This is a genomic window from Conexibacter stalactiti, from assembly GCF_033542075.1.
In the GTDB taxonomy this organism is placed as follows: Bacteria; Actinomycetota; Thermoleophilia; order Solirubrobacterales; family Solirubrobacteraceae; genus Conexibacter; species Conexibacter stalactiti.
Genome location: NZ_JAWSTH010000086.1, coordinates 1 through 18,150, shown reverse-complemented (window position 1 = coordinate 18,150; position 18,150 = coordinate 1). Strand labels below are relative to the sequence as shown.

16 protein-coding genes and 1 pseudogene are annotated in these 18,150 nt (G+C 72.2%); 14 read left to right on the top strand and 3 right to left on the bottom strand.

Features of this window, described 5'->3' with window-relative positions; all coding sequences use genetic code 11:
• The first annotated feature begins 60 nt into the window (after positions 1-60).
• From R7226_RS23880 to menC, 6 genes and pseudogenes are all read left to right on the top strand, one after another.
• The gene (locus tag R7226_RS23880) at positions 61-1,674 is read left to right on the top strand and encodes an ABC transporter substrate-binding protein (protein ID WP_318599870.1); all 1,614 of its coding nucleotides are present in this window, start codon (positions 61-63) and stop codon (positions 1,672-1,674) included.
• A gap of 4 nt (positions 1,675-1,678) precedes the next feature.
• The gene (locus tag R7226_RS23875; RefSeq protein ID WP_318599869.1) at positions 1,679-2,671 is read left to right on the top strand and encodes an ABC transporter permease; all 993 of its coding nucleotides are present in this window, start codon (positions 1,679-1,681) and stop codon (positions 2,669-2,671) included.
• Between the two features lie 2 nt (positions 2,672-2,673).
• Positions 2,674-4,662, top strand: coding sequence for a dipeptide/oligopeptide/nickel ABC transporter permease/ATP-binding protein (locus R7226_RS23870; RefSeq protein ID WP_318599868.1), 1,989 nt, complete (start codon positions 2,674-2,676; stop codon positions 4,660-4,662).
• A pseudogene (locus R7226_RS23865) lies at positions 4,659-5,396 on the top strand (ABC transporter ATP-binding protein); the annotation flags it as partial. The gene R7226_RS23870 and the pseudogene R7226_RS23865, both read left to right, overlap by 4 nt.
• Before the next feature lie 29 nt (positions 5,397-5,425).
• Positions 5,426-6,346, top strand: a complete 921-nt coding sequence (locus R7226_RS23860; protein WP_318599866.1) for a hypothetical protein — start codon at positions 5,426-5,428, stop codon at positions 6,344-6,346.
• Positions 6,343-7,476, top strand: coding sequence for an o-succinylbenzoate synthase (gene menC / locus R7226_RS23855; RefSeq protein WP_318599865.1), 1,134 nt, complete (start codon positions 6,343-6,345; stop codon positions 7,474-7,476). Before R7226_RS23860 ends, menC begins: the two co-directional genes overlap by 4 nt.
• 52 nt (positions 7,477-7,528) lie before the next feature.
• Here menC and R7226_RS23850 read toward each other — a convergent pair whose 3' ends face one another.
• Positions 7,529-8,152, bottom strand: coding sequence for a hypothetical protein (locus R7226_RS23850; RefSeq protein ID WP_318599864.1), 624 nt, complete (start codon positions 8,150-8,152; stop codon positions 7,529-7,531).
• Between the two features lie 194 nt (positions 8,153-8,346).
• On the bottom strand, positions 8,347-9,243 hold the full coding sequence (locus R7226_RS23845; protein ID WP_318599863.1) for a LysR family transcriptional regulator: 897 nt from the start codon (positions 9,241-9,243) through the stop codon (positions 8,347-8,349).
• 96 nt (positions 9,244-9,339) lie between these two features.
• Here R7226_RS23845 and R7226_RS23840 point away from each other — a divergent pair, with 96 nt between their 5' ends.
• Positions 9,340-10,065, top strand: coding sequence for a CoA transferase subunit A (locus R7226_RS23840; RefSeq protein ID WP_318599862.1), 726 nt, complete (start codon positions 9,340-9,342; stop codon positions 10,063-10,065).
• A complete protein-coding gene (locus R7226_RS23835; protein WP_318599861.1) occupies positions 10,062-10,700 on the top strand; it encodes a 3-oxoacid CoA-transferase subunit B in 639 nt (212 codons plus the stop codon). The genes R7226_RS23840 and R7226_RS23835 overlap by 4 nt, the downstream gene beginning before the upstream one ends.
• On the opposite strand, the gene R7226_RS23830 is transcribed toward R7226_RS23835, so the two are convergent.
• Complete coding sequence (locus R7226_RS23830; protein WP_318599860.1) at positions 10,651-11,811, bottom strand: ABC transporter ATP-binding protein; 1,161 nt, start codon at positions 11,809-11,811, stop codon at positions 10,651-10,653. The two genes, R7226_RS23835 and R7226_RS23830, sit on opposite strands and share 50 nt — an antisense overlap.
• Before the next feature lie 83 nt (positions 11,812-11,894).
• On the opposite strand from R7226_RS23830, the gene R7226_RS23825 reads away from it, so the two are divergent.
• The 6 genes from R7226_RS23825 to R7226_RS23800 form a co-directional block, all read left to right on the top strand.
• Positions 11,895-12,908, top strand: a complete 1,014-nt coding sequence (locus R7226_RS23825; RefSeq protein WP_318599859.1) for a LacI family DNA-binding transcriptional regulator — start codon at positions 11,895-11,897, stop codon at positions 12,906-12,908.
• A 1-nt stretch (position 12,909) separates the two neighbouring features.
• Positions 12,910-14,256, top strand: coding sequence for an ADP-ribosylglycohydrolase family protein (locus R7226_RS23820; protein ID WP_318599858.1), 1,347 nt, complete (start codon positions 12,910-12,912; stop codon positions 14,254-14,256).
• A gap of 24 nt (positions 14,257-14,280) precedes the next feature.
• A complete protein-coding gene (locus R7226_RS23815) occupies positions 14,281-15,690 on the top strand; it encodes an ABC transporter substrate-binding protein (RefSeq protein WP_318599857.1) in 1,410 nt (469 codons plus the stop codon).
• Between the two features lie 3 nt (positions 15,691-15,693).
• Entirely contained in the window at positions 15,694-16,593 is a 900-nt protein-coding gene (locus R7226_RS23810; RefSeq protein WP_318599856.1) for a carbohydrate ABC transporter permease, read from the top strand.
• Positions 16,590-17,411 (top strand): carbohydrate ABC transporter permease, encoded by an 822-nt coding sequence (locus R7226_RS23805; RefSeq protein WP_318599855.1) that lies wholly within the window; start codon positions 16,590-16,592, stop codon positions 17,409-17,411. The genes R7226_RS23810 and R7226_RS23805 overlap by 4 nt, the downstream gene beginning before the upstream one ends.
• A 7-nt stretch (positions 17,412-17,418) precedes the next feature.
• The coding region (locus tag R7226_RS23800; protein WP_318599854.1) for a PfkB family carbohydrate kinase at positions 17,419-18,150 on the top strand (732 nt) is incomplete at its 3' end.

The following is an 18,150-nucleotide window of genomic DNA, read 5'->3' as shown; positions in this document are numbered from 1 at the left end:
ACGCCGCGCGACGGCGAAGTACCTTGCCTCCACGTCGGAGAGAACCCAGGAGAGGTGTTCATGCCAGGCACGCGCCACGCCGCCGCAGCAGCGGCCGTCGCCTTGCTGGCGCTCGCGAGCGGCTGCGGCAGCGGCGGCGGGAGCGACAGCACGAGCGAATCGACCAGCAGAGCCGAACCCGCCGCCGGCGGGACCTTCACGTTCGCGCTCGCGAGCGATCCCGGCAACCTCGACCCGGCGATGACGCCGAGCTCGGTCGCGCGCGGCATGCTCAGCCTCGCCTACGACACGCTCGTCTTCCAGCGCGAGGACGGGACGATCGTCAGCGGGCTGGCGAGCAGATGGAAGGCGACGCCGAGATCGGCCAGCTTCACGCTGCGCGACGACGTGCAGTGCGCCGACGGCAGCAGACTGACGGCGACCGACGTCGCCGACAACGTCAACTTCATCACCGACCCCAGAAACAGATCGCCGCTGCTCGGCGTGATCGTCAACCCGGGCGTGAGAGCGAGAGGTGACGACGCCGCGGGCACCGTCACCGTGACCTCCCCGCAGGCCGACGGCTTCCTGCTGACGTCGGTCGGGAACGTCTTCATCGTCTGCCGCGGCGGCCTCGACGACCACAGATCGCTCGCGCGCGCGACCAACGGCACCGGCCCGTGGCAGCTGACCGACGCCGTCCCCGACGACCACTACACCTTCGCCCCGCACAGAGGCTATGCGTGGGGTCCCGACGGCGCGAGACTCGACGGCGCCGGCGTCCCCGACGAGGTCAACGTGCGGATCGTCCCGAACGTGACGACGACCGCCAACCTGCTGCTCTCCGGCGAGGTCAACGTCGGCGACGTGACCGGCCCCGACGCCGAGCGCCTGCGCGACGGCTTCACGACGATCGACACGATCGACACCTCCGGCGAGACCTGGTTCAACCACGCCCAGGGCCGCCCCGGCGCCGATCCCGTGATCCGCGAGGCGCTCACGACCGGCACGAACATGACCGAGCTGGGCAACGTCGCCACCGGCGGCAACAGCCAGCCGTCGAGAGGGTTCATCACGCTGCAGCCGAACGTCTGCACCGGCGGCGACACCGTCAGCGGCAACCTGCCGGCGTTCGACCCCGACGCGGCGAAGGCGCTGCTCGAGCAGGCCGGCTGGACAGAAGGCGCCGACGGCGTCCGCAGCAAGGGCGGCAGAGCGCTGGAGATCAGCTTCGTCTACGACGCGAAGGGCCAGGACGCGCGCACCGCCGGCGCCGAGCTGCTCGCCTCGCAGTGGGAGGAGCTGGGCGCGAAGGTTGACCTCAGAGCGCTGCCGGAGGCGCAGCTCAACGAGCAGTTCTTCGGTACCGGCGCGTGGGACGTCGCGTGGGCCAACTTCACCTTCAACCTGCCGTCGCAGATGGTCGCGTTCGTCTCCGGGCCGACCCCGGCCGACGGCGGCGCGAACTTCCCGGCGATCAGAAACGCGCAGTACAGCGACGCCGCCGCGAGAGCGACCGGCCTCGTCGGCAAGGAGAGCTGCCCGGTCTGGGCCGAGGCCGAGGTCGCCCTGCTGAGAGGGTTCGACCTCGTCCCGATGTTCGACTCGGTCAACCGCACGTACGTCAAGAACGCGGAGCTGACGAGCGTCGGCGGCCAGATCTGGGGCTCCTCGCTCCGCCTGCTGCAGGGCTAGGACGTTGTCCTCGACCGCGATCGACGCGCCGGCCGCGGACCGCTTCCTGAGCGGTCCGTGGCCGCGCTTCCTCGGCCGGCGGCTGCTGCGGCTCGTCGTCTCGCTGTGGGTGCTGGTGACGTTCTCGTTCCTGATCGTCCACCTCGTCCCGGGCGATCCGGTGCGGGCGGCGCTCGGCTCGCGCGCCTCGGCGACCTCGGTCGCGGAGTGGAACGCGAGACTCGGCCTGAACGACCCGCTGCTGACGCAGTACGCCGACTACGTCAGCGGCCTCTTCCAGGGGCGGCTGGGGGAGTCGCTGCAGTTGCGGCTGCCGGTCGACCAGGTGATCTCCGAGCGGCTGCCGAACACGCTGCAGCTGGTCGCGCTCGCCTTCCTGCTGTGCGTCCTGGTCGCGGTCCCGCTCGGCGCGCTGCTGGCGATCCGCACGCAGAACGGCCGCCATCGCGGCAGCGAGCTTGGCTTCACCGCCGGCGCGGTCGTGCTGACGACGATCCCCGACTTCTGCCTCGCGGTCGGGCTGGTGGCGCTGCTCGGCGTCTCGCTGGAGCTGCTGCCGGTCGCCGGTGACTCCGGCACCTCCTCGCTGGTGATCCCGGTGCTGGCGCTCGCGGTCGGGCCGGCGGCGGCGCTGGCGCGGATCGTGCGCGTCGAGATGCTCGGCGTGCTGGGGCAGGACTACGTCCGCACCGCGCGCGCGAAGCGGCTGCCGCCGCGGCGCGTCTACCTGCGCCACGCGCTGCCGAACGCCTTGACGGCGACGCTGACCGTCGGCGGGCTGATCCTCACCTCGCTGATCGCCGGCACGGTGCTGGTCGAGAACGTGATCGCGTGGCCGGGGCTCGGCCCGACGCTCGTCAGATCGATCATCGCGAAGGACTATCCGATGGTGCAGGGGATCGTGCTCGTCTACGGCACGCTCGTGCTGCTCGTGAACCTGCTCGTCGACGTGGCGCTGGCGCTCGTCGACCCGCGCTCGACGGTGCGGGAGTCGTAGCGATGTCGGCCACCAACCTCGCGACCCCGGTCGTCATCACCCCCTCGCGCGGCCGGGGTCGCGGGCTGCTGCGGACGCTGCTCGGCACGCCGCTGGGGATCGCGGCCGTCACGAGCGTCGCGATCGTGCTGCTGCTGGCGCTGCTGGCGCCCGTGATCTGGGGCGATGCCGCCGACGCCTACCACACCGACGCGCTGCGGCAGGGGCCGTCGGCCGAGCATCTCGCCGGCACCGACAGCCTCGGCCGCGACATCCTCCTGCGCGTGCTGGTCGCGACGCGGCTGTCGGTCGGGCTGGCGCTCGGCGCGACGGCGATCGCGGTCACGCTCGGCCTGCTGCTGGGGACGCTGCCGGCGGTCGCCGGGCGACGCGTCGGGCGCTTCGTCGCCGCCGCGATCGACGTCGCCGTCGCCTTCCCGGCGCTGCTGCTGGCGATCTTCTTCGCCGTCATCTTCGGCGTCGGCGAGGTCGGCACGATGGTCGCGCTCGGCGTCGCCGGCGGGCCGTGGTTCGCGCGGCTGACGCTGACGTTGTCGGCGACGGTCGCCTCGCGTGACTTCGTCGCGGCGGCGCGCGTCAACGGCGTCTCGCGCGGGCGGATCCTGCTGCGCCACGTGCTGCCGAACATCGGCGAGCCGCTGGCGATCAACGCGACGCTCGGCGCCGCGCTCAACCTGCTCGCGTTCGCCGGCCTCTCCTTCCTCGGGATCGGCGTGCAGGCGCCCAGCTACGACTGGGGCCGGCTGCTGAACGAGGGCCTCAACGGCATCTACGTCAACCCGTGGGCGGCGATCGCGCCGGGCGTCGCGATCGTGCTCGCCGGCCTCGCCTTCAACCTGACCGGCGAGCTGGCGGCGCAGGTGATTGGCCGTCGCACGCGCGAGAAGGCGCCGCGCGAGCCGCTGCCGGGCCCGGACGACGCGCCCGCGCTGCCGGTGATCGAGCACGGCGGGGGCGACGACGAGCGCGAGACGTTGCTCGACGTGCGCGACCTGTGGGTCCGCTTCCCGTCCGGCGGCCGCTGGGTCGCGCCGGTGCGCGGCATCGACCTGCGCCTGCACGCCGGCGAGTCGGTCGGCGTCGTCGGCGAGTCGGGCTCGGGCAAGAGCCTGACGGCGCTGGCGATCGCGCAGCTGCTGCAGGAGCCGGCGGCGGTCGCCGCGCGGACGCTGAGATTCGACGGCCACGACCTGCGTGACAGTTCCTCGCGCCAGACGCGTGCCGCGCTCGCCGACTCGCTCGCGATGATCTTCCAGGACCCGATGAGCTCGCTGAACCCGGCGATGCGCGTCGGCCCGCAGCTGGCCGAGGTCGCGACCGCGCACCACGGCGCCAGCCGCCGCGGCGCGCTCGCGCAGGCGGTGCAGCAGTTGAGCGCGGTCCGCATCCCCGATCCCGAGCGGCGCGCGCGCCAGTACCCGCACGAGTTCTCCGGCGGCATGCGCCAGCGCGCGATGATCGGGATCGGGCTGATGGGCACGCCGCGGCTGCTGATCGCCGACGAGCCGACGACCGCGCTCGACGTGACCGTCCAACGGCAGGTGCTGGAGCTGCTGAGCGCGGTGCGCGCCGAGGCCGACTCGGCGCTGCTGCTGATCTCGCACGACATCGCCGTCGTCGCCGGGATGTGTGAGCGCGTCGTCGTGATGTACGCCGGCGTCGTCGTCGAGGACCTGCCCGTCGCCGAGCTGCTGGCCGGCCCGCGCCACCCGTACACGCGCGCGCTGCTGGCCGCGCTGCCGGACATGGAGACGCCGCGCGAGCGGCCGCTGGCGACGATCCCCGGCCGCCCGCCGGCGCCCGCGGAGCTGACCGGCGGCTGCCCGTTCGCCGCTCGCTGCGCCGTCGCGAGCGACCGCTGCCGCGAGCAGGAGCCGCCGCTGGCGACGCTCGCCGACACCGGCGCCGGCCATCGCGTCGCCTGCTGGCATCCGCAGGCCGGCGCCGTCGGTGCCGCCGACGTGAAGACGGAGACGGAGGCGCCGCGATGAGCGTGCTCGAACTGCGCGGGCTGACCGTCCGTTACGGCCACGGCTCCAGCGCGCACCAGGCCGTCGACGGCGTCGACCTGACCGTGGCGGAGGGGTCGATCGTCGGCCTCGTCGGCGAGTCGGGCTCGGGCAAGTCGACGCTCGGCAAGGCAGCTGTCGGGCTGGTCGCGCCGAGCGGCGGCGAGATCCTGCTCGACGGCGCGGACGCCTTGCGCAAGCGCCGTCGCGGCGAGCGCCGGCCGATCCAGATGGTCTTCCAGGATCCGTACTCGTCGCTGAACCCGCGCATGACGATCGGCGAGGCGATCGCCGAAGGGATGCGCGGGGCGGGCGGCCGCGCGAGCAGACGCGCGGAGGTCGCGCGGCTGCTCGACCTCGTGCGGCTGGACCCGGCGCTGGCCGGCCGGCTGCCGTCCGACCTCTCCGGCGGTCAGCGGCAGCGGATCGCGGTCGCGCGGGCGCTCGCCGCCAGACCGGACGTGATCATCGCCGACGAGATCACCTCCGCGCTCGACGTCTCCGTCCAGGGCGCGCTGCTGAACCTGGTCCGCGAGCTGCAACGCCAGCTCGGCCTCTCGCTGCTCTTCATCTCGCACAACCTCGCCGTCGTCCGCTACGTCAGCGACGCGATCGCGGTGATGCGCGATGGGCGGATTGTCGAGCAGGGGTCGACCGAGCGGCTGCTCGCCCAACCCACCGACCCCTACACGCGCACGCTGCTGGAGTCCGTCCCGCGCTTCGCGCGCGTCACCGAGGTACCGAGATGAACAGCACGGGATCGCTGCGGCCCGAGGAGTCCGTCAGCCCCGCCGCGGTCGCCGCCGCACGCGCCGCAGCGACCGCCGCGGCCGAGCGCTCGGGGGTCACGATCACGCAGGTCCACGAGCTGCCCGATGTCGAGCTGGTGCGGCAGGTGATCGACGAGATCTGGAACCCGCGCGCCGGCGACCCGCCGGTGACGCAGGGGATCCTGCGCGCGCTGACGCACGGCGGCAACTACTGCACGCTGGCGTGGGACGGCGGGCGCGCGGTCGGCGTCAGCCTCGCCTTCCTCGGGATCGACCCGCCCGGCTCGCTGCACTCGCACATCACCGGCGTCAGCGGCGCCGTTCCCGGCCGCCACGTCGGGCGCGCGCTGAAGCTCGACCAGCGCGCGTGGGCGCTGGAGCACGGCCTGACGACGGTGATGTGGACCTACGATCCGCTCGTGCGCCGCAACGCCTACTTCAACGCCGGCAAGCTCGGCGCGCTGCCGACGAAGTACCTCGTCGACTTCTACGGCACGATGGACGACGCGATCAACGCCGGGCAGGCGACCGACCGGCTCGCGGTCACGTGGCGCCTGCTCGACGCGCGCGTGGTCGAGCTGTGCGCCGGGCGCGCCCCCGACCTCGATGCCGCCGCGCTCGTGGCCGACGGGGCGCGGGTCGCGCTCGACGAGGTCGGCGGCCAGCCGGTCGTGACCGCGCCCGCTTCGGACGCGGACGCGCCGGACGCCGCGTCGGTGCGGCTCGTGCGCGTGCCGGCCGACGTCGAGGCGCTGCGCCACGCCGATCCCGCGACCGCGCTGCGCTGGCGGCTGGCGGTGCGCGAGGTGCTCGGCGGGCTGATGGGCGACGGCTGGACGGTCACCGGCGCATCCAAGGACGGGTTCTACGTCGTGAGTCGAGGTGAGGGTCTGTGAAGGTCGAAGGGTTCGAGCTGCGCACGGTCGCGATGCCGCTGCGCTCGCCGTTCGAGACGTCGTTCGGCGTGCAGACGGTGCGCGAGCTGATCCTCGTGCGGCTGCGCACAGCAGATGGCGTCGAGGGCTGGGGCGAGTGCGTCGCCGGCGCCGCGCCGCTGTACTCGTCGGAGTTCAACGCGGCGACCGAGCTGGTGCTGCGCGACTTCATGCTGCCGGCGCTGGCGAAGGCGTCGGCGCGCGGGGGCGACGGCGCGGACGCCCTGAGCGCGACCCGCGTCGCCGCGCTGCTGGAGCCGGTCAAGGGCCACCGGATGGCGAAGGCCGCGCTGGAGATGGCGGTGCTCGACGCCGAGCTGCGGACTGCCGGGCTCTCGTTCGGCACCTACCTGGGCGCCGAGCGCGACGCCGTCCCGGCCGGCGTCTCGGTCGGGATCCAGCCGAGCATCGACGCGCTGCTCGACGCCGTCACCGGCTACGTCGCCGAGGGCTACCTGCGGATCAAGCTGAAGATCAAGCCGGGCTGGGACGTCGAGCCGGTGCGCGCGGTGCGCGAGCGGTTCGGCGACGCGCTGCTGCTGCAGGTCGACGCCAACACCGCGTACACGCTCGCCGACGCGCCGCTGCTGGCGCGGCTGGACCCGTTCGAGCTGCTGCTGATCGAGCAGCCGCTCGGCGAGGAGGACCTGACCGAGCACGCCGAGCTGGCACGGCGGGTCGCGACGCCGATCTGCCTCGACGAGTCGATCGTCAGCTCCAAGGCGGCGGCCGACGCGATCGCGCTCGGCGCCTGCTCGATCGTCAACATCAAGCCCGGCCGCGTCGGCGGCTACCTGGAGGCCCGCCGGATCCACGACGTCTGCCGCGCCCACGGCGTCGCCGTCTGGTGCGGCGGGATGCTGGAGAGCGGCCTCGGGCGGGCGGCGAACGTCGCGCTCGCCGCGCTGCCCGGCTTCGTGCTGCCCGGCGACACCTCCGCCTCCGACCGCTACTACGCGCAGGACATCACGGCGCCGTTCGTGCTGGAGGAGGGCCACGTCGCCGTCCCGACCGGCCCCGGCCTCGGCGTCGAGGTCGTGCCGGAGGCGCTGGAGCAGATGACGCTCCGCAGCGAGTGGATCGCCTGCTGAGCGGGGCGCTCGCAACGACGCCCCGCTCATCAATGGCTACAGAGCGAGCTGGCTATATTAGTGTCACTCTTGGTTGCGGCGCTTGGACTGTCAGGATGCCCGCAAGTTTGAGGCCGGTGAAGCAATTCAATCCGGGTGGATTTAGGACTATGGTGGCGAGTGTTCCGGGCGTAGAGATGGTGAGAGAGGTGATTGAACCAGTAGCAACATTGCGGTTCAACACGACGCGGAGACCAAATCTGTTGTATAGGCACGCTGGCCCGGCGGCGTACAAGATTAGGAAACCTGGACCGTTGGTCCGAACGTCGGTCGTTATGCTGCTTATGTTCGGTAGTGTTCCGCTGAACGAGGTGTAGCTGAGAACGACTCCGTTTAGGACGGTCACCGTTCTGAAGGCCGCGCTGCATCCACTCAATATCGTTCTTCCAACGCCGGTTAGTAGGATCGATCCTATCGGCGTTCCCACTGTCTTGGCGATGGAGTTCGGGGTTAGGATGGCAAGGGTGATGTTGCATGTCGTTGTAATTCCCGAGAAGCCCAGGGAAAGGACGCCGCTTGCTGAGGCGCTTGTTGGTGAGATCGAGAGTCTGGTTGCAGTGGCAGAACTGACTGCCGCTCCCATGGCGACCGTGGCGAGGATCCCGACAAGCAGGGCATGGATCCACCTGGTGAACATGTGAAACCTCCGGTTGTTCAGTAGATAACGATCGAACGTCGCGCCCGCGTGCGATTGTCCTCCTTGCGAGTTGTCGCGTGGCGTAAGACGAGTCAATCCAACCTATACTCTTGTTTTCTGACTGTCAACGTTGTGGGTACGCGCTCGCGCTCGCAGGCGGCCTGAGGGAAGCGGGTGACGCGGTCGGCGACGCCTCAAGCCGCGCGCGGTCTCGCCGCCGCCTGCGCCAGCTCCAGCAGCGCGCGGGCGGCCGGCGCGTGGCGCTTGCCGCCGCGGCGCGCGATCGAGATGCGGTGGACGAGCTGCGGGGCGCGCAGTTCGGCGACGTGGATCGGCGGTCCGGGCGCGGCGGCGTCGGAGCGGGGGAGGACGGCGACGCCGAGCCCCTCGGCGACGAACGCCCGCGCGCGGGCGACCTCGCTCGTCTCGAAGGCGACGCGCGGCTCGAAGCCGGCGTCGAGCGCGGCGCGGCGGACGGCGTCGCGGATCGTCGCGCCGGCGGGGAAGGCGACCAGCTCCTCGTCACGCAGGTCGGCGATCGTCAGCCGGCGGCGGCCGGCGAGCCGGTGCGCGGGCGGCAGCGCGACGACGAGCGGCTCGCGCGCGAACTCGGTCAGCTCCAGCCCGCGCACGTCGTCGGGCGCGACGAGCGAGAGGAAGGCGAGGTCGAGCGCGTCGCTGCGCAGCTGCTCGGCGAGCACGGCGCTGAGCCCCTCGCGCACGACCAGCTCGACCTGCGGGTGGCGCGCGTGGAAGCCGGCGATCAGCCGCGGCAGGTGCAGCGGACCGGGCGTCGTCGTCAGCCCGATCGTCACGCGCCCCGCGAGCAGACCGCTGAGCTGCTGCAGCTCCTCCGCGGCGTCGTCCAGCTCCGCCAGCACGCGGCGGGCGCGGACGCACAGCAGCGCGCCGGCCTCGGTCAGCGTGACGCTGCGCGTCGTGCGGTCGAACAGCGCCAGCCCCAGCTCCCGTTCGAGCTTGCCGATCTGCTGCGAGAGCGCCGGCTGCGCGACGTGGCAGCGTGCGGCCGCGCGCGTGAAGTGGCGCTCGTCGGCGAGTGCGACGAGGTAGCGCAGCTGCCGTAGTTCCATCGACAAAGCTTATGAGTTTGAGAGTGACTGCGTCTTGGACTTCTTGATCGCGGTGCTCGACGCTGGGCGCGCCCAGAGCGGACGAGGAGAAGCGAGATGGGAACGACGAAGGTGGCGGCCTCGGCCGCCGAGGCGCTGCGCGACGTCGCCGACGGCGCGACGGTCGCGGTCGGCGGCTTCGGGCTGTGCGGGATCCCGCAGGACGCGATCGCCGCGCTGCGCGACGGCGGCGTGCGCGGCCTGACGGTCGTCAGCAACAACTGCGGCGTCGACGACTTCGGCCTCGGACTGCTGCTGGAGAACCGCCAGATCGACACGATGATCGCCTCCTACGTCGGCGAGAACAAGCGCTTCGAGCAGCAGCTGCTGTCGGGCGAGCTGGCGGTCGAGCTGATCCCGCAGGGGACGCTCGCCGAGCGGCTGCGCGCCGGCGGCGCCGGCATCCCCGCCGTCTACACGCCCGCCGGCGCCGGCACCCCGATCGCCGACGGCAAGGAGACGCGCGACTTCGGCGGCCGCGAGCACCTGCTGGAGCACGCGATCGTCGCCGACGTGGCGCTCGTGCGCGCGTGGAAGGGCGACGCGCTCGGCAACCTCGTCTACCGCCGCACGGCGCGCAACTTCAACCCGCTCGTGGCGATGGCCGGCCGCGTCACGATCGCCGAGGTCGAGGAGCTGGTCGAGGTCGGCGAGCTGGACGGCGACCAGATCCACACGCCGGGCGTCTTCGTCCAGCGGATCTTCGAAGCGAGCGCCGCCGAGAAGCGGATCGAGCGGCGGACGGTCACGGTCGCGGCGCGCGCGGCAGAGGTGGCGGCATGAGCGCCGCGCGCGAGCGGATCGTCCAGCGCGCGGCGCTGGAGATCGCCGACGGGATGGTCGTCAACCTCGGGATCGGCCTGCCGACGCGCCTCGCGGACGCCGGCTTCGGCAGAGCCGGCGTGCTGCTGCAGTCGGAGAACGGCCTGCTCGGGATCGGCCCCTACCCGGCCGAGGAGGAGGTCGACGCCGACCTGATCAACGCCGGCAAGGAGACGGTCACCGCCGTCGCCGGCGCCTCGTACTTCGACTCGGCGGAGTCGTTCGCGATGATCCGCGGCGGCCACGTCGACCTTGCGATCCTCGGCGGGATGGAGGTCTCCGCCGCCGGCGACCTCGCCAACTGGACCGTTCCCGGCAAGCTCGTGAAGGGGATGGGCGGCGCGATGGACCTCGTCCAGGGCGCCAAGCGCACGATCGTGATCATGGAGCACCGCGACCGCAGCGGCGCCTCGAAGGTCAAGCAGGCGTGCACGCTGCCGCTGACCGGCCGGCGCGTCGTCGACCGCCTGATCACCGACCTCGCCGTCTTCGACTTCCCCGGCCGCGGCGCGGCACCGATGCGGCTGGTCGAGACGCTGCCCGGCGTCACCGTCGAGCAGGTTCGGGCTGCGACAGAGGCGACGTTCGAGCTGTGAGCGCGAGGCCCGTCTCCGGGTCGAACAGGTGCAGTCGGGCGGTGTCGACGCGCAGGCGCACGGCACTGCCCGGCTGAGCGCCGGATGGGGCGGAGACGCGCGCGACGACGGCGGTGGCGGTGTCGCGCGAGCTGGCGCGGTGGGCCGGCAGGTCGCCGCTCAGCAGCAGGTCGTCGACGGCGCCGAGCCGCTCGACCGCGGCGATCGTCGCGCCGATCTGAGAGCCGATGATGGCGGCATCAGGGGAGAGCGGCTGCAGGTGCTCCGGCCGGATGCCGGCGACGACCTGCTCGCGCCCGCCGAGCGCGGCCTGCTGCGCCGCGTCCAGCTCGATCGTCACAGACGGCCCGCGCAGCGTCGCGCCGTCGCGTTCGAGCGCGAGCAGGTTCATCGGCGGCGAGCCGATGAAGCCGGCGACGAAGAGGTTGCGCGGGCGCTCGTAGAGGTCCTCCGGCGTGCCCTCCTGCTGCACCGAGCCGTCGCGCATCACGATCACGCGCTCGCCCAGCGTCATCGCCTCGACCTGGTCGTGCGTGACGTAGATCGTCGTCGTCGCCAGCTCGCCGTGCAGTCGCGCCAGCTCGGCGCGCATCGTCAGGCGCAGCTTCGCGTCGAGGTTGGAGAGCGGCTCGTCCATCAGGAAGGCCGACGGCTGGCGCACGATCGCGCGGCCCATCGCGACGCGCTGGCGCTGGCCGCCCGAGAGCTGCGACGGTCTGCGGTCGAGCAGGTCGGCGAGGTCGAGCAGCGCGGCCGCCTCCTCGACGCGCCGCCGCACGTCGGCCTTCTCGCTGCCGCGGACCTTCAGCCCGTAGCCCATGTTCTGGCGCACGGACATGTGCGGGTAGAGCGCGTAGTTCTGGAAGACCATCGCGATGTCGCGGTCACGCGGGGCGAGGTCGGTGACGTCACGGTCGCCGATCCGCACCGTGCCGGCGTCGGGCTCCTCGAGCCCCGCGACGATCCGCAGCAGCGTCGACTTGCCGCAGCCCGACGGCCCGACGAGGACGGCGAACTGCCCGTCGGGTATGGCGATGTCGGTCGCTTGCAAAGCCAGTCGATCCGCGCCGGGATAGGACTTCGCGACCTGTTCGAGGGTGATGGCGGACATCTCTTCTCCAGTCTTCGTCACCGCGATTCCCGGCGACGTGTCCTTGACATACAAACCCATTTGCGCGTAGCGTGCAAATCGCTTTGGAGGAGAAGCCCGAAATCACGATCGCCGATGTCGCCCGTGCGGCCGGCGTCAGCGCCACGACGGTTTCGCACGCGCTCAGCGGCAACCGGCCGGTCTCCTCGGCGACGGTCGAGAAGGTGCGCGCGACGGCCGCGGCGCTCGGCTACCGGCCCAACCCGGTCGCGGCCAGCCTCCGGACCCGCCGCACGCAGACCGTCGCGCTCGTGATCCCCGACATCACGAACCCCTTCTATCCGATGCTCGCGCGCGGCCTGCAGGACGCGCTCGCCGAGGCGAATTACCACATCTTCATCTGCAACACGGACCAGGACAGCGAGCTGGAGCGCGAGCTGGTCGCCGACCTCGTGCAGCGCCAGGTCGACGGCGTCGTGATCGCGCCGTTCGGGCTGACGCCGGCCGACGTCGAGGCGACGCTCGGCCGCGGCGTCTGGATGGTCTCGCTCGGTCCGGCGCTCGACCATCCCGAGGTCGACGTCGTCGAGGTCGACGACGCCGGCGGCGCCCGTCAGGTCGCCCACCATCTGACCGAGCTGGGCCACCGCCGGATCGCGCTGATCGCCGGCACCGCCCGCACCGGCGTCGAACGCGAGAAGGGCTTCCGCGCCGGCCTCGCCGACGCCGGCGTCGCGCTCGACGACGCGCTCGTCGTCGCCGGCGACTGGACCCAGGACGGCGGCGCCCAGGCGCTCGAGCAGCTGCTGGAGCAGCCCGATCCGCCGACCGCCGTCTTCTGCGCCAACGACCTGATGGCGATCGGCGCGCTCTCCGTCGCGACCGCGCGCGGCCTGCGCGTCCCGGAAAACCTCTCGATCGTCGGCTTCGACGACGTCGACGCCGCCGCGCGCCTGACGCCGTCGCTGACGACCGTCCGCAACCCCGCTTACGCGATGGGCGAGAAGGCGGGACGGCTCGTCCTCGCCCGTCTCGCCGGTCAGCGCGCCGGAGACCCGGCGCACTGCCTGCTGCCCTGCTCGCTCGTCGAGCGGCAGTCGACCACCAGAAGGAGCTGAAGTGCACGACGTACTGGATCTGCGTGACCTGCTCGCCGACGAGCTGGTCCAGCGCCGCGAGAGCGGCAGCGACGTCTCATCGCTCGAAGGCGAGGTCGAGACGGCGCTGCGCGACGGCGCCGACGCGCTGCGGCTCTCCGCGCTGCTCGACGCGCTGGAGCGGACGCCCATGGTCGACGGCTGGCCCTACGAGGAGCCGTCGGCGGCGGAGGAGATCGTCGCCGCGCGCGCCGAGCTGCCCGCGCTGCCGCCGCTGGAGCTGAGCGACGCGCAGCTGCTCGACCGCATCACCGCGGCATGGCTCGGCCGCTGCGCCGGCTGCGTCCTCGGCAAGCCGCTGGAGGGGATCGACCGCGCGCCGATTCGCGCGTACCTGGAGCGCACCGGCGCCTACCCGCTGACCGACTACGTCCCGCGCGAGGAGCCGCTGCCGGGCGGCTTCGAGACGTACGACTCGTGGAGCACCGCGACGCGCGGCAACATCGTCGCCTCCGCCCGCGACGACGACACCGACTACACGATCCTCGGGCTGATGGTGCTGGAGACGCACGGCTTCGACTTCACGCCCGCGCAGGTCGGCGAGCTGTGGCTGGAGCGGCTGCCGTTCCTGCAGATCTACACCGCCGAACGGGCCGCCTACCGCAACCTCCTGCATGGGATCGCGGCGCCGGAGACGGCGACCGTCCGCAACCCCTACCGCGAGTGGATCGGCGCGCAGATCCGCGCCGACGTGTTCGGCTACGTCGCCCCCGGCGATCCCGTCGCCGCGGCCGAGATGGCCTACCGCGACGCCGCGCTCTCGCATGTCGCCAACGGCATCTACGGCGAGCAGTGGGCGGCCGGCCTGATCGCCGCCGCCTTCACCGCCGCGACGATGCGCGACGCGCTCGACGTCGCCTGCGCGCTCGTGCCGCCGCGCTCGCGGCTGGCGGAGGCGCTGCGCTTCGTCGACGAGCTGCACGCGCGCGGACTCGATTGGGAGGTCGCGCGTGACGAGCTGGAGGTCCGCTACGGCGCGCTCAGCTTCGTCCACACGATCCAGAACGCGGCCGTCGTCGCGGCGGCGCTGCTGTGGGGCGACGGCGACTTCACGCGCACGATCGGGCTCGCGGTCCAGGCCGGCTGGGACACCGACTGCAACGGCGCGACAGCCGGCTCGGTCTTCGGTGCGATGCACGGCAGCACGGCGCTGCCGGAGCGTTGGGTCGCACCGCTGAACGACACGATTCGCAGCGCGATCTTCAACTGCGACGGATCGCGGATCTCGGAGCTGGCGCAGCGCACCGCCGCGCTCGCCAGGCAGCGCACGGCCCCCGCGGCCGCCACCGCCGGCGCTGCCGGCGACTGACCCTGCACACGGAGGAGAGAGAGCATGGGTTCATCGAACATGACGCGGCGCGAGGCGCTCGTGCGCGGCGGCGCCGGCCTGCTCGGCATGACCGCCGCGGGCAGCCTGCTGGCCGCGTGCGGCAGCTCCGGCGGCAGCGGCGGCAAGGCGGCGACCGTCGCCGCCGTCGAGCCGGCCAGCGGCGACGTGACCTACTGGTACACGGTCACCAACGCGAAGCAGAAGGCGTACCAGCAGAGATACGACTTCGACGCCTTCTCGGCGGCGAACCCGAACATCACGCTGGAGACCTCGCAGAAGCCGCTCGACACGATCGGCCGCGTCACGCAGACGGCGCTGCAGGCCGGCAAGGGCCCCGATGTCGTCGTCTCCGACGGCCCCGCGCCGGCCGCCGCCTACGCCCGCGCCGGCAGCATCGTCGCGCTCGACGAGTACGCGGAGAAGTACGGCTGGGGCGAGAAGATCCTGCCGTGGGCGCTGGAGGCCGGGCGCCTGGACGGCAAGCTCTACTCGCTGCCGATGTCGTACGAGTCGATGGTCCTCTTCCGCAACGAGACGCTGTTCGCGGAGAAGGGCTGGTCGGCGCCGAGAACGCGTGCCGAGGTCGAGGCGATCGCGACCGACGCGATGGGCCAGGGGATCGTCCCGTTCGCCGCCGGCAACGCCGAGTGGAAGGGCGCGACCGAGTGGTTCGTGACCGCCTTCTTCAACAACTGCGCCGGCCCGGAGGCGATGCAGGAGGCGCTGACCGGCGAGCGCAGATGGACCGACCCGCTGTTCGAGGAGTCGATCGTGCTGATGGCGGACTGGTTCAGAAGAGGCTGGTTCGGCGGCGGCGTCGAGCAGTTCTTCTCCAACCGTTTCGACCCGCTCTACGCCGGCATGGCGAGAGGCAGATACGCGATGAACCTCGAAGGGACGTGGGCGTTCGCGAACATGAGCGCCTTCTTCGACGGCGAGGCGAGATACGACTGGTCGCCGCTGCCGTCGCTGCGCGACGGCGTGCCGGACGACATGTTCGCGCTCGGCTCCGGCGGCACCTGGTCGGTCAACGCGAAGGCGCAGGCGGCCGGCGCGGCGGCCGCCTACATCGACTGGCAGTTCAACGACCCGAGACGGATCGCGGAAGGTGTCGCGGCCGCCGAGATGCAGCCGACGCCGCTGAAGCTGACCGCCGCCGACTTCCCCGCCGGCACTGACCCGAAGGTCGAGCGCTTCTACGTCGAGTTCGGCGCCTCGACCGGCAGGGGCACGTTCGGCTACTCGACCTGGACGTTCATGCCGCCGAAGTCGAACGCCTACCTGTCGGAGGAGATCGAGAAGGTGCTGATCGGCTCGCTGAAGCCGGCCGACTACCTGTCCGGGCTCGACCGCCTGTTCCGCTCGGAGCTGGCGCGCAAGGACGTTCCGCCGATCCCGCCGCAGGCGAGCTGAGCGATGGCCGTCGCGGTCCGGCGCCGGGGGACGAGCGCGCACCTGCGCGCCCGTCGCCGGCTCGGCTGGCTGTTCCTGGCGCCGCTGCTCGTCGTCAACGTGCTCGTGATCATCGGGCCGTCGATCGCCGCGCTCTACTACTCGTTCACCGACTGGAGCGGGATCGGCGAGGCCAACTGGATCGGCCTCGACAACTACACGCGCCTGCTGGAGGACCCGGCCTTCCGCTCCGGCCTGCTGCACAACCTGCAGTGGACGGCGATCTTCCTGACCGTTCCGATGGCGATGGCGCTGGCCGGCGCCTTCCTGCTCTCGCGCGTGACGCGCTTCCGGCTGCTGTTCCGCGTCGCCTTCTTCGTCCCGTACGTGATCGCCAGCGTCGTCAGCGCCTCGATCTGGGAGAACCTGCTCGACCCGCAGGCCGGGATCGGCAGCGCGCTGGGGATCCCGGGGCTGGAGGGGACGTCGTTCTTCGGCGACCCGTCGCTGGCGCTGCCGGCGGTCGCGTTCGTCGACATCTGGCACTTCTGGGGCTTCCTGCTGGTGCTGTTCCTCGCCTCGATGCAGTCGATCGACCGCGAGCTGTACGAGGCCGCGCGCGTCGACGGCGCCGGGCTGTGGCGCGAGTTCCGCGACATCACGCTGCCCGGGATCCGCCCGACGCTCGTGTTCGCCGTCGTGCTCGTGACGATCTGGTCGTTCCTGACCTTCGACTACGTCTACATCATCACCGAGGGCGGGCCGGCCGGCGCGACCGAGACGGCCGCGACGCTGCTCTACAAGAACGTGTTCGAGTACAACGAGGCCGGGTACGCGGCGGCGATGGGGCTGACGCTGAGCGTCGTCGCGTTCGTCGTGATGGCCTTCTACGGAATCGCGCGAAAGCTCGGGTGGCGCGTATGAGGAACTACCGCTCGACTCCGGTCTACGCCGTGCTGACGGCGCTGCTGGTGTTCGCGATCGGGCCGCTCGTCGTGCTCGTCTTCAACGCGCTCAAGACGCGCAGAGAGGCGGCCACCGACGCGATCGGCCCGCCCTCGAGCGTGCGCTTGCAGAACTTCGTCGACGCCTTCGACCAGGGCAACCTCGGGCAGACGATGCTCAACAGCGCGCTGATCACCGCCGGCACCGTGATCGGCGTCTGCGTGATCGCCGGCCTCGCCGCCTACGCGCTGACCCGCCTGGAGATCCGCGGCGGCGGCGCCGTGACGGCGTACCTGCTGGTCGCCACGGCGATCCCCGCGCAGCTGTTCCTCGTGCCGCTGTTCTTCCTCTGGACCAACCTCGGCCTCTACGACAGCCGCTTCGGGCTCGTGGTGATCTACTGGGCGCTCTACTCGCCGCTGGCGACGCTGCTGCTGCGCTCGTACTTCGTCGGGCTGCCGCGCGACTTCGAGGACGCGGCGCGGATCGACGGCGCCGGCGAGCTGCGCGTGCTGCGCGACGTCGTGCTCCCGCTCGCGCGGCCCGGTCTGACGACCGTCGCGCTCGTCGTCGGCCTGTTCGCGTGGAACGAGTTCTTCTTCGCGATCACCTTCCTGCAGGACGACACGAAGATGCCGGTCGTGACGAGCTATCTCGCCTTCACGCAGAGCTTCACGCGCGACTGGACGCTGACGAGCGCCGCGGCGCTGATCATCGTGCTGCCCGTGCTGGTGCTGTTCATCGGGCTGCAGCGCAAGTTCATCGACGGGCTGACGGCCTCGGGGCTGAAGGGGTGATGTCACGGTGACACGCGTGATCGTGGTCGGCTCGGTCAACGAGGACCTCGTCGTGCGGGCGCCGATCCCGGCGCCGGGGGAGACGGTCGCGGCGAGCGAGTCGCTGGCGCTGCTGCCCGGCGGCAAGGGCGCAAACGCCGCCTGCGCCGCCGCCCGGCTCGGCGCCGAGACGCAGTTCGTCGGCTGCGTCGGCGACGACGACGCCGGCGCGCGCGCATGCGAGCAGCTGCTGGCGGCCGGCGTCGGCATCGGCCGCCTCGCGGTCCTGCCGCAGGTCGGCACCGGTCGCGCGGTCGTGATCGTCGACGACGCCGGCGAGAACGCGATCGTGATCGCGGCCGAGGCGAACGGTCGGCTCGACGCCGCGCGCGTGGAGGCGGCGGTCGCGGCGCTGGCGCTGCCGGGGGCCGTCGTGCTGAGCAACCTCGAGATCCCCGCTGAGGCGGTCGAGGCGGCCGCCGCGGCGGCGTCGGCGCACGGGCTGCGCTTCGTGCTCGACCCGGCGCCGGCGCGCGTGCTCGGCGACGCGCTTCTCCCGCCGGGGGCGGTGATCGTGCCCAACGAGCACGAGCTGACGCAGCTCGGCGCGACGCCGGCCGAGCTGCTGGCGCGCGGCGCCGGCGCGGTCGTCGTGACGCGCGGGGCGGAGGGCGCCGAGCTCCACGAGCGCGACGCCGCGCCGGTGCGGATCCCCGCGCCGGCCGTGCGCGCGGTCGACACGACCGGCGCCGGCGACGCC

Bases quoted from the DNA above. Each gene is read 5' to 3' on its own strand.
- R7226_RS23850 (WP_318599864.1), bottom strand. From the start codon at position 8,152: ATGTTCACCAGGTGGATCCATGCCCTGCTTGTCGGGATCCTCGCCACG.
- R7226_RS23830 (WP_318599860.1), bottom strand. From the start codon at position 11,811: ATGTCCGCCATCACCCTCGAACAGGTCGCGAAGTCCTATCCCGGCGCG.
- R7226_RS23810 (WP_318599856.1), top strand. From the start codon at position 15,694: ATGGCCGTCGCGGTCCGGCGCCGGGGGACGAGCGCGCACCTGCGCGCC.
- R7226_RS23860 (WP_318599866.1), top strand. From the start codon at position 5,426: ATGAACAGCACGGGATCGCTGCGGCCCGAGGAGTCCGTCAGCCCCGCC.
- R7226_RS23880 (WP_318599870.1), top strand. From the start codon at position 61: ATGCCAGGCACGCGCCACGCCGCCGCAGCAGCGGCCGTCGCCTTGCTG.
- R7226_RS23845 (WP_318599863.1), bottom strand. From the start codon at position 9,243: ATGGAACTACGGCAGCTGCGCTACCTCGTCGCACTCGCCGACGAGCGC.
- R7226_RS23840 (WP_318599862.1), top strand. From the start codon at position 9,340: ATGGGAACGACGAAGGTGGCGGCCTCGGCCGCCGAGGCGCTGCGCGAC.
- R7226_RS23870 (WP_318599868.1), top strand. From the start codon at position 2,674: ATGTCGGCCACCAACCTCGCGACCCCGGTCGTCATCACCCCCTCGCGC.
- R7226_RS23815 (WP_318599857.1), top strand. From the start codon at position 14,281: ATGGGTTCATCGAACATGACGCGGCGCGAGGCGCTCGTGCGCGGCGGC.
- R7226_RS23805 (WP_318599855.1), top strand. From the start codon at position 16,590: ATGAGGAACTACCGCTCGACTCCGGTCTACGCCGTGCTGACGGCGCTG.
- R7226_RS23835 (WP_318599861.1), top strand. From the start codon at position 10,062: ATGAGCGCCGCGCGCGAGCGGATCGTCCAGCGCGCGGCGCTGGAGATC.